Annotated in this window: 6 protein-coding genes; 4 read left to right on the forward strand and 2 right to left on the reverse strand. The window is 61.9% G+C overall.

Features of this window, described 5'->3' with window-relative positions:
- Nucleotides 1-82: 82 nt before the first annotated feature.
- From gltB to hemE, 3 genes are all read left to right on the forward strand, one after another.
- Entirely contained in the window at nt 83-4,528 is a 4,446-nt protein-coding gene (gene gltB / locus HX807_RS01660) for a glutamate synthase large subunit (RefSeq protein WP_003209351.1), read from the forward strand.
- Between the two features lie 32 nt (nt 4,529-4,560).
- A complete protein-coding gene (locus tag HX807_RS01665; protein WP_003209353.1) occupies nt 4,561-5,979 on the forward strand; it encodes an FAD-dependent oxidoreductase in 1,419 nt (472 codons plus the stop codon).
- A 242-nt stretch (nt 5,980-6,221) separates the two neighbouring features.
- Nucleotides 6,222-7,289: a uroporphyrinogen decarboxylase gene (gene hemE, locus HX807_RS01670; protein WP_087692524.1), complete on the forward strand. Its 1,068-nt coding sequence runs from the start codon at nt 6,222-6,224 to the stop codon at nt 7,287-7,289.
- A gap of 53 nt (nt 7,290-7,342) precedes the next feature.
- On the opposite strand, the gene HX807_RS01675 is transcribed toward hemE, so the two are convergent.
- Nucleotides 7,343-8,560: an MFS transporter gene (locus HX807_RS01675; RefSeq protein WP_371316176.1), complete on the reverse strand. Its 1,218-nt coding sequence runs from the start codon at nt 8,558-8,560 to the stop codon at nt 7,343-7,345.
- A 181-nt stretch (nt 8,561-8,741) separates the two neighbouring features.
- Between HX807_RS01675 and HX807_RS01680 the strand changes: the two genes are divergently transcribed.
- Nucleotides 8,742-9,635, forward strand: coding sequence for a LysR family transcriptional regulator (locus HX807_RS01680; RefSeq protein ID WP_177049094.1), 894 nt, complete (start codon nt 8,742-8,744; stop codon nt 9,633-9,635).
- A 161-nt stretch (nt 9,636-9,796) separates the two neighbouring features.
- Here HX807_RS01680 and HX807_RS01685 read toward each other — a convergent pair whose 3' ends face one another.
- Nucleotides 9,797-10,237 (reverse strand): hypothetical protein, encoded by a 441-nt coding sequence (locus HX807_RS01685; RefSeq protein WP_003209360.1) that lies wholly within the window; start codon nt 10,235-10,237, stop codon nt 9,797-9,799.
- Nucleotides 10,238-10,248: the final 11 nt, after the last annotated feature.

The following is a 10,248-nucleotide window of genomic DNA, read 5'->3' on the forward strand; positions in this document are numbered from 1 at the left end:
GTACGTTCGGCGTGGAAGGTAACCGGTTGAATTGAAAAGAAATTTGCCTCGAAATAAGAGGCAGCCTGGTGAGAAAGTGTCTATGAAAGCAGGTCTGTACCAACCCGATGAATTCAAGGATAACTGCGGTTTCGGCCTGATAGCCCACATGCAGGGCGAGCCCAGTCATACCCTTTTGCAAACGGCCATCGAGGCCCTGACCTGCATGACCCACCGCGGTGGGATCAACGCCGACGGCAAGACCGGTGACGGTTGCGGCTTGCTGATTCAAAAGCCCGACCAGTTCCTGCGCGCAGTCGCCAAGGAACATTTCGGCGCCGATTTGCCCAAGCAGTACGCTGTGGGCATGGTGTTCTTCAACCAGGACCCGGTAAAAGCCGAAGCTGCTCGCGAGAACATGAACCGCGAGATCCTGGCCGCTGGCCTGCAGCTCGTCGGCTGGCGCAAAGTGCCGATCGACACCAGCGTACTGGGCCGCCTGGCCCTGGAGCGCCTGCCGCAGATCGAACAAGTGTTCATCGCAGGCGACGGCCTGAGCGACCAGGACATGGCGATCAAGCTGTTCACCTCTCGTCGTCGCTCGTCCGTGGCCAATGCCGCCGACACCGACCACTACATCTGCAGCTTTTCCCACAAGACCATCATTTATAAAGGCCTGATGATGCCGGCGGACTTGACCGCCTTCTATCCAGACCTGAGCGATGAGCGCCTGCAAACCGCAATCTGCGTGTTCCACCAGCGCTTCTCCACCAACACCCTGCCGAAATGGCCGCTGGCCCAGCCATTCCGCTTCCTCGCCCACAACGGCGAGATCAACACCATCACCGGCAACCGCAACTGGGCCGTGGCCCGTCGCACCAAGTTCGCCAACGACCTGATGGACCTGGAAGAGCTCGGCCCGCTGGTCAACCGCGTGGGTTCCGACTCCTCCAGCATGGACAACATGCTCGAACTGATGGTCACCGGCGGCATCGACCTGTTCCGTGGCGTGCGCATGATCATTCCGCCAGCGTGGCAGAACGTCGAGACCATGGACCCCGACCTGCGGGCGTTCTATGAGTACAACTCGATGCACATGGAACCGTGGGACGGCCCGGCCGGCGTGGTAATGACCGACGGTCGCTACGCCGTGTGCCTGCTCGACCGTAACGGCCTGCGCCCGGCGCGCTGGGTGACCACTACCAACGGCTTTATAACCCTGGCGTCGGAAATCGGCGTGTGGAACTACAAGCCGGAAGACGTGATCGCCAAGGGCCGTGTTGGCCCGGGCCAGATCCTCGCCGTGGACACCGAGACCGGTCAGATCCTCGACACCGATGCCATCGACAACCGCTTGAAGTCCCGTCATCCGTACAAGCAATGGCTGCGCAAGAATGCCCTGCGCATCCAGGCAACCATGGAAGACAACGACCACGGTTCTGCCTTCTACGACGTCGACCAGCTCAAGCAGTACATGAAGATGTACCAGGTCACTTTCGAAGAACGTGACCAGGTGCTGCGCCCACTGGGCGAGCAGGGCTATGAGGCCGTTGGCTCCATGGGCGATGACACGCCAATGGCCGTGCTGTCCCAGCGCGTGCGCACGCCGTACGACTATTTCCGCCAGCAGTTCGCCCAGGTGACCAACCCGCCGATCGACCCGCTGCGCGAAGCCATCGTGATGTCCCTGGAAGTGTGCCTCGGTGCCGAGCGCAACATCTTCCAGGAGTCGCCTGAGCACGCTTCCCGCGTGATCCTCAGCTCGCCGGTCATTTCCCCGGCCAAGTGGCGCTCGTTGATGACCCTGGATCGCCCGGGCTTCGACCGGCAGATCATCGACCTGAACTACGACGAGAGCCTCGGCCTGGAAGCCGCTGTGCGCAACGTCGCCGATCAGGCTGAAGAAGCCGTGCGCGCCGGCCGTACCCAAATCGTGCTGACCGACCGCCACATTGCCCCGGGCAAGTTGCCGATCCACGCTTCCCTGGCCACCGGCGCGGTACACCACCGCCTGACCGAAAAGGGCCTGCGTTGCGATTCCAACATCCTGGTTGAAACCGCCACCGCCCGCGACCCGCATCACTTTGCGGTGTTGATCGGCTTCGGCGCCTCGGCGGTGTATCCGTTCCTGGCTTACGAAGTACTCGGCGACCTGATCCGTACCGGCGAAGTCCTGGGCGACCTCTACGAGGTGTTCAAGAACTACCGTAAAGGCATCACGAAGGGCCTGCTGAAGATCCTGTCGAAGATGGGCATCTCCACCGTCACGTCCTACCGCGGCGCGCAATTGTTCGAAGCCATCGGCCTGTCGGAAGAAGTTTGCGAGATGAGCTTCCGTGGCGTGCCAAGCCGCATCAAGGGCGCACGTTTCGTCGACATCGAAGCCGAGCAGAAAGCCCTGGCCGCCGAAGCCTGGAGCGCGCGCAAGCCGATCCAGCAAGGTGGCCTGCTGAAGTTCGTGCACGGTGGCGAATACCACGCCTACAACCCGGACGTGGTCAACACCCTGCAAGCCGCCGTGCAGCAAGGCGACTACGCCAAGTTCAAGGAATACACCGCGCTGGTGGATAACCGCCCGGTGTCGATGATCCGCGACCTGTTCAAGGTGAAAACCCTGGACACGCCGCTGGCCATCAGCGAGATCGAGCCACTGGAATCGATCCTCAAGCGTTTCGACTCCGCCGGTATTTCCCTGGGCGCCTTGTCGCCTGAGGCTCACGAAGCCCTGGCCGAAGCCATGAACCGCCTGGGTGCGCGTTCAAACTCCGGCGAAGGCGGTGAAGACCCGGCGCGCTACGGCACCATCAAGAGCTCGAAAATCAAGCAGGTCGCCACTGGCCGCTTTGGTGTGACCCCGGAATACCTGGTCAACGCCGAAGTGCTGCAGATCAAGGTTGCCCAGGGCGCCAAGCCGGGTGAAGGCGGACAGCTGCCAGGCGGCAAGGTCAATGGCCTGATCGCCAAGCTGCGTTATGCAGTGCCGGGCGTGACCCTGATTTCGCCGCCGCCGCACCACGACATCTACTCGATCGAGGATTTGTCGCAGCTGATTTTCGACCTCAAACAAGTCAACCCGCAGGCCCTGGTCTCGGTGAAACTGGTCGCAGAAGCCGGCGTGGGCACCATCGCCGCGGGTGTGGCCAAGGCCTATGCCGACCTGATCACCATCTCCGGCTACGACGGCGGCACCGGCGCTTCGCCGCTGACCTCCATCAAGTACGCCGGTGCGCCGTGGGAACTGGGCCTGGCCGAGACTCACCAGACCCTGCGCGGCAACGACCTGCGCGGCAAAGTCCGGGTGCAGACCGACGGTGGCTTGAAAACCGGCCTCGACGTGATCAAGGCTGCAATCCTCGGCGCCGAAAGCTTCGGCTTCGGCACCGCGCCAATGATCGCCCTGGGCTGCAAATACCTGCGCATCTGCCACCTGAACAACTGCGCCACCGGCGTGGCCACTCAGAACGAGAAGCTGCGCAAGGACCACTACATCGGTACCGTCGACATGGTGGTGAATTTCTTCACCTACGTCGCCGAGGAAACCCGTGAGTGGCTGGCCAAGCTGGGCGTGCGTTCCCTGGAAGAGCTGATCGGCCGTACCGACCTGCTGGACATCCTCGAAGGCCAGACCGCCAAGCAACAGCACTTGGACCTGACGCCGCTGTTGGGCAGCGATCATATCCCGGCCGACAAGCCACAGTTCTGCCAGGTTGACCGCAACCCGCCGTTCGACAAGGGCCTGCTGGCCGAGAAGATGGTCGAGATGGCCACTTCGTCGATCAACGACGCAAGCGGCGGCGAATTCGCCCTGGATATCTGCAACTGCGACCGTTCCATCGGCGCACGCATCTCCGGCGAAATCGCGCGCAAGCACGGCAACCAGGGCATGGCCAAGGCGCCGATCACCTTCCGCTTCAAGGGCACCGCTGGCCAGAGCTTCGGCGTATGGAACGCCGGTGGCTTGAACATGTACCTCGAAGGCGACGCCAACGACTACGTGGGCAAGGGCATGACCGGCGGCAAGCTGGTGATCGTCCCGCCAGTGGGCAGCGTCTACAAGACTCAAGACAGTGCCATCATCGGCAACACCTGCCTGTACGGCGCAACCGGCGGCAAGCTGTTTGCTGCGGGCACGGCCGGTGAGCGTTTCGCAGTGCGTAACTCCGGTGCCCACACCGTGGTTGAAGGCACGGGCGATCACTGCTGCGAGTACATGACCGGTGGTTTTGTCGCGGTGCTGGGCAAGACCGGCTACAACTTCGGTTCGGGCATGACCGGCGGTTTCGCCTACGTGCTCGACCAGGACAACACCTTCGTCGACAAGGTGAACCACGAGTTGGTGGAGATCCAGCGGATCAGCGGCGAAGCGATGGAATCCTATCGCAACCACTTGCAGCATGTGCTGGACGAATATGTCGAGGAAACCAACAGCGAATGGGGTCGCAACCTCGCTGAAAACCTCGATGACTACCTGCGTCGTTTCTGGCTGGTCAAGCCCAAGGCTGCCAACCTGAAATCGTTGCTTTCCAGCATCCGTGCCAACCCGCAGTGATATGCGCCTGAAGAGTTTGATGAGGTTTTAACATGGCTGAACGTCTGAATAACGACTTCCAGTTCATCGATGTCGGGCGCAAAGATCCGAAGAAGAAACTGTTGCGTCAACGCAAGAAAGAGTTCGTGGAAATCTACGAGCCCTTCAAACCCCAGCACTCGGCGGACCAGGCCCACCGCTGCCTGGGTTGCGGTAACCCGTATTGCGAATGGAAGTGCCCGGTGCACAACTTCATTCCGAACTGGCTGAAGCTGGTGGCCGAGGGCAACATCCTCGCCGCCGCCGAGTTGTCGCACCAGACCAACACCCTGCCGGAAGTGTGCGGCCGGGTGTGCCCGCAGGACCGTCTGTGCGAGGGTGCGTGCACCCTCAACGACGGCTTCGGCGCGGTGACCATCGGTTCGGTGGAGAAGTACATCACCGACACCGCGTTCGCCATGGGCTGGCGCCCGGACATGTCCAAGGTCAAGCCGACCGGCAAGCGCGTCGCGATCATCGGCGCGGGCCCGGCGGGCCTGGGCTGTGCCGACGTGCTGGTGCGTGGCGGCGTGACCCCGGTGGTGTTCGACAAGAACCCGGAAATCGGTGGCCTGCTGACCTTCGGCATCCCCGAGTTCAAGCTGGAAAAAACCGTACTGAGCCATCGTCGCGAAGTCTTCACCGGCATGGGTATCGAGTTCCGCCTCAATACCGAAATCGGCAAGGACGTGACCATGGAGCAACTGCTCGAAGAATACGATGCCGTGTTCATGGGCATGGGCACCTACACCTACATGAAGGGCGGCTTTGCCGGTGAGGACCTGCCGGGCGTGTACGACGCTCTGGACTTCCTGATCGCCAACGTCAACCGCAACCTGGGCTTTGAAAAGTCGCCGGAAGATTTCGTCGACATGAAAGGCAAGAAGGTCGTGGTGCTGGGCGGTGGTGATACCGCGATGGACTGCAACCGCACTTCGATTCGCCAGGGCGCCAAGTCGGTGACCTGTGCCTACCGTCGTGACGAAGCCAACATGCCGGGTTCGCGCAAAGAGGTGAAGAACGCCAAGGAAGAAGGCGTGAAATTCCTCTACAACCGCCAGCCGATCGCTATCGTCGGTGAAGACCGTGTCGAAGGCGTGAAAGTGGTCGAGACCCGTCTCGGCGAACCGGATGCCCGTGGCCGTCGCAGCCCCGAGCCGATCCCGGGTTCCGAAGAGATTATCCCGGCAGACGCCGTGGTCATCGCCTTCGGTTTCCGCCCAAGCCCGGCGCCGTGGTTCGAGCAGTTCGAAATCCAGACCGACAGCCAGGGCCGCGTTGTAGCCCCGGAACAAGGCCAGTACAAACACCAGACCAGCAACCCGAAAATCTTCGCCGGTGGCGACATGGTGCGCGGGTCTGACCTGGTAGTGACGGCCATCTTCGAAGGCCGCAACGCCGCCGAAGGGATCCTGGATTACCTGCAGGTCTGACCCCGATCCCGGATTGAAATGGGATCAAAATGTGGGAGCGGGCTTGCTCGCGAATGCGGTATATCAGTCACCAGATGTGTTGGCTGACCCACCGCTTTCGCGAGCAAGCCGGCTCCCACATTTGTTTTGTGGCGCTTTCATATCCGCGACAAATTGACCCGATAGACAAAAGGCACGGCTCTTGCCGTGCCTTTTGCGTCGCGCTCTGAGAAAATGCCCGCACTTTTTTTGCGGATGCCGACATGACTGCCCTCAAGAACGACCGTTTCCTTCGTGCCCTGCTCAAGCAACCCGTGGACGTCACCCCTGTGTGGATGATGCGCCAGGCCGGTCGCTACCTGCCGGAATACCGCGCCAGTCGCGCCCACGCCGGCGACTTCATGAGCCTGTGCATGAACCCGGAGTTCGCCTGCGAAGTCACCATGCAACCGCTGGACCGCTATCCACAGCTGGATGCGGCCATCCTGTTCTCCGATATCCTGACCATCCCTGATGCCATGGGCCAGGGCCTGTACTTCGAAACCGGCGAAGGCCCGCGTTTCAAGAAAGTCGTCAGCACCCTGGCCGATATCGAAGCCCTGCCGATCCCCGATCCCCACAAGGACCTGGGTTACGTCATGGACGCCGTCAGCACCATCCGCCGCGAGCTGAACGGCCGCGTGCCGCTGATCGGCTTCTCCGGCAGCCCGTGGACCCTGGCCACCTACATGGTCGAAGGCGGCTCGTCGAAAGACTTCCGCAAGACCAAGGCCATGCTGTACGACAACCCGCAAGCCATGCACCTGCTGCTGGACAAGCTGGCGCAGTCGGTCACCTCCTACCTCAACGGCCAGATCATGGCCGGCGCCCAGGCGGTGCAGATCTTCGACACCTGGGGTGGCAACCTGTCGGCGGCGGCGTACCAGGAGTTCTCCCTGGCCTACATGCGCAAGATCGTCAGCGGCCTGATCCGCGAACACGAAGGCCGCAAGGTGCCGGTGATCATGTTCACCAAGGGCGGCGGCCTGTGGCTGGAAAGCATCGCCGACGCCGGCGCCGACGCGCTGGGCCTGGACTGGACCTGCGACCTCGGCGAAGCCCGTCGCCGCGTGGGCAACAAGGTTGCGCTGCAAGGCAACATGGACCCGACCGTGCTGTACGCCAAGCCGGAAGCCATCCGTACTGAAGTGGGCCGCATCCTCGCCAGCTACGGCAAAGGCAGTGGTCACGTGTTCAACCTTGGCCACGGCATTACTCCGGAAGTTGATCCGGAGCACGCAGGCGCGTTCCTGCGGGCGGTGCACGAGTTGTCGGCGCAGTATCACGAGTGATCGCGCGGCAATGAAAAAGCCCGGCAGATGCCGGGCTTTTTTGTAAGCGCTGGTTAAGCCTTGGCTTCCTGCAACGGTGGCAACTTCGCCAGCTTCAACGCCACCAGCAACGCGACGATCAACAGCGCGACGATAAACCCGCCAATCCCGTTCCACCCGGCGTAGTGCCAGAAAAACCCGCCCGCCGTCCCCGCAATACTCGACCCCACGTAGTAACTGAACAGGTACAGCGACGACGCCTGGCCCTTGGCTTTTAGCGCGCGGCGGCCGATCCAGCTGCTGGCCACCGAGTGGGCGCCGAAGAAGCCGAAGGTGAAGATCAGCATGCCGGGCACTACCAGCCACAGCGGGGTAAACAGCGTCAGGGCGATACCGCCGAGCATCAGCACGATGGTGCCCCAGAGCACACGACGACGGCCCAGGCGGTCGGCCAGGGAGCCGATTTTCGCCGAGCTGTAGATACCCGAGAGGTAGACCAGCGACAGCAGGCCTACCACGGCCTGGCTCAAATCGTACGGGTCCGCCAGCAAGCGGTAGCCGATGTAGTTGAACATCGTCACAAAGGCGCCCATCAGCACGAAGGCTTCGAGGAACAGCCACGGCAGGCCAGCGTCCTTGAAGTGCATGGTGAAGCCGTCCATCAGGCTGCGCGGGTGCAGGGTGCTGGCGCGGAAGTTGCGCGATTCGGGGAGGATCTTCCAGAACACCGTGGCTGCGATCAGCGCCAGGGCGCCGATGATCAGCATCGCCGTGTGCCAGCTGACGAAGTCGATCAGCACACCGATGATCAAGCGGCCGCTCATGCCGCCAATGGCGTTACCGCCGATATATAGGCCCATGGCCAGGCCGATGTGTTGCGGGTGGATCTCTTCACTCAGGTAGGTCATGGCCACCGCTGCCAGGCCGCTGAGGGACAGGCCCACCAGTGCGCGCATCAGCAGGATGCCTTCCCAGCTTGGCATCAAGCCGCTGGCGATGGTGCACAGTGCGGCGCAGAACAGCGCGGCAACCATCACGGGCTTGCGCCCCAGGGTGTCGGAAATCGGCCCGGTGATCAGCAGGCCAATGGCGAGCATGCCGGTGGCCACCGAGAGAATCAGGCTGCTTTGCGCGGCATTGATGGAAAATTCGTGGGACAGCGCCGGCATCATCGGCTGTACGCAGTAGAGCAGGGCGAAAGTGGCGAAACCGCCGGAGAACAGCGCCAGCACCGTGCGCATGAACATCGGGGTGCCTTTTTCGATGTACTGCTCGTTGAGCTGTGCCACCACTTCATCGAGGGCGGTGGGCGGTACTTCTTGAGCAAGCGGAGCGACAGCAGATTTCACGCGGGACCTCGGGGAGGAAAGGCTGCCAGGGCTGGCAATGCAAAAAAGAATATAGCTCCCTATTGATTCTTTCCAATATATTGTTCGACCTGTTTAAGAGCTTTTACGACCTAATGAGGTTTTCATGGAACTGCGCCACCTGCGTTACTTCATCGCCGTGGCTGAAGAGCTGCATTTTGGCCGCGCCGCGCAGGTGCTGGGGATCTCCCAGCCGCCCCTGAGCCAGCAGATCCAGGCGCTGGAGCAGGAGATAGGTGCGCGGTTGTTTGAGCGTACCAATCGTCGGGTCGAGCTGAGCGAGGCCGGCAGGTTGTTCCTGCAAGAGGCGCGGTTGGTGCTGGCGCAGGTGGATAAAGCGGCGGACGTGGCGCGTCGGGCGCAGTTGGGGGAACTGGGGGAGTTGAAGATTGGCTTCACCTCTTCTGCGCCGTTCAACTCCAGCATCCCACAGGCGATCTTCGCGTTTCGCCAGGCATTCCCGGCGGTGCATTTGAATCTGCAGGAGATGAGCAGCACGGAGGTGGCCGAGTCGCTGGTGGATGAGTCGATTCAGGTGGGGTTGATGCGACCGTTGCCGTTGCCCGATTCCCTGAGCGTCGTGGAACTGATGCGCGAGCCCTTGGTGGCCGTGCTGAACGCCGGGCATCCGCTGGTGGAGGGCAGTGAGCAGGGTTTGCACCTGGCGCAATTGGCCGAAGAACCGTTTGTGTTTTTCCCGCGGACTTATGGCAGTGGCTTGTATGCCCAATTGATGAGCCTGGCGCGTGATGCCGGCTTCAGCCCGCACTTCGCGCAGGAGGCCGGGGAGGCGATGACCATCATCGGCCTGGTGGCGGCGGGGTTGGGTGTCTCGGTGTTGCCGGCGTCGTATCAGCGGATCCGCATTGATGGCGTGGTGTATCGCACGTTGCTGGATCAGGAGGCGGTGACGGCGGTGTGGCTGGTGCAGCGCAAGGGTCAGCAGACGCCGATGGCCAAGGCGTTTGTCGAGCTGCTGACCCGCAAGGCATTGGTATGACCGACGTATAACCTGTGGCGAGGGAGCTTGCTCCCGCTGGGCTGCGCAGCAGCCCCGAAACCCGACGACTGAGTTTTACCAGGCAACCTTCAATCGCAGGTTTCAGGGGCGCTTCGCGCCCCAACGGGAGCAAGCTCCCTCGCCACAGGGAAGCGGGTGTTTCAGTTCTGCTTCGACGTCCCGGTCTGCTGGAGCAACTGCGCCGTGTCACTCACACCATTGGTGCGCAACGCCGCCAGGATGTCACGGTCCAGCATGCTCACCCAGCGGTTGTAGTTGCGGTGAATCTTGCCGTCCTTGTAGCCCAGGTCGCGGCTGTCGCGGTAGGTGATGGCGTAGCTGGTGGCGGTGTAGCGAATGTCGATTTCAGCGTGGAACTGGTTGCGCACGTTGATCTCGGCCTGCACCAGTTGCGGGCTCAGGCGCTGCACCACCCATTGGCGTTTGTTCAAGGCCGCGATAATGGTCTGCTTCATTTTTTCTTCGTTGACCTGCGGGTTCGCCGGCAAGTCATGCTGGGTGTTGAGCACCGGTTTGTTGGTGCAGCCAGCGGTGGTGAGCAGGGCCAAAGCGACCAGTGTTGCGCGTAGCAGGGAAGACATTCCATTTCTCC

It is taken from the genome of Pseudomonas sp. D8002, assembly GCF_013385695.1.
Lineage (GTDB): Bacteria > Pseudomonadota > Gammaproteobacteria > Pseudomonadales > Pseudomonadaceae > Aquipseudomonas.

Excerpts from the sequence above, each read along its gene's own strand:
- HX807_RS01665 (WP_003209353.1), top strand. The coding sequence starts at position 4,561 with ATGGCTGAACGTCTGAATAACGACTTCCAGTTCATCGATGTCGGGCGC.
- HX807_RS01680 (WP_177049094.1), top strand. The coding sequence starts at position 8,742 with ATGGAACTGCGCCACCTGCGTTACTTCATCGCCGTGGCTGAAGAGCTG.
- hemE (WP_087692524.1), top strand. The coding sequence starts at position 6,222 with ATGACTGCCCTCAAGAACGACCGTTTCCTTCGTGCCCTGCTCAAGCAA.
- HX807_RS01685 (WP_003209360.1), bottom strand. The coding sequence starts at position 10,237 with ATGTCTTCCCTGCTACGCGCAACACTGGTCGCTTTGGCCCTGCTCACC.
- gltB (WP_003209351.1), top strand. The coding sequence starts at position 83 with ATGAAAGCAGGTCTGTACCAACCCGATGAATTCAAGGATAACTGCGGT.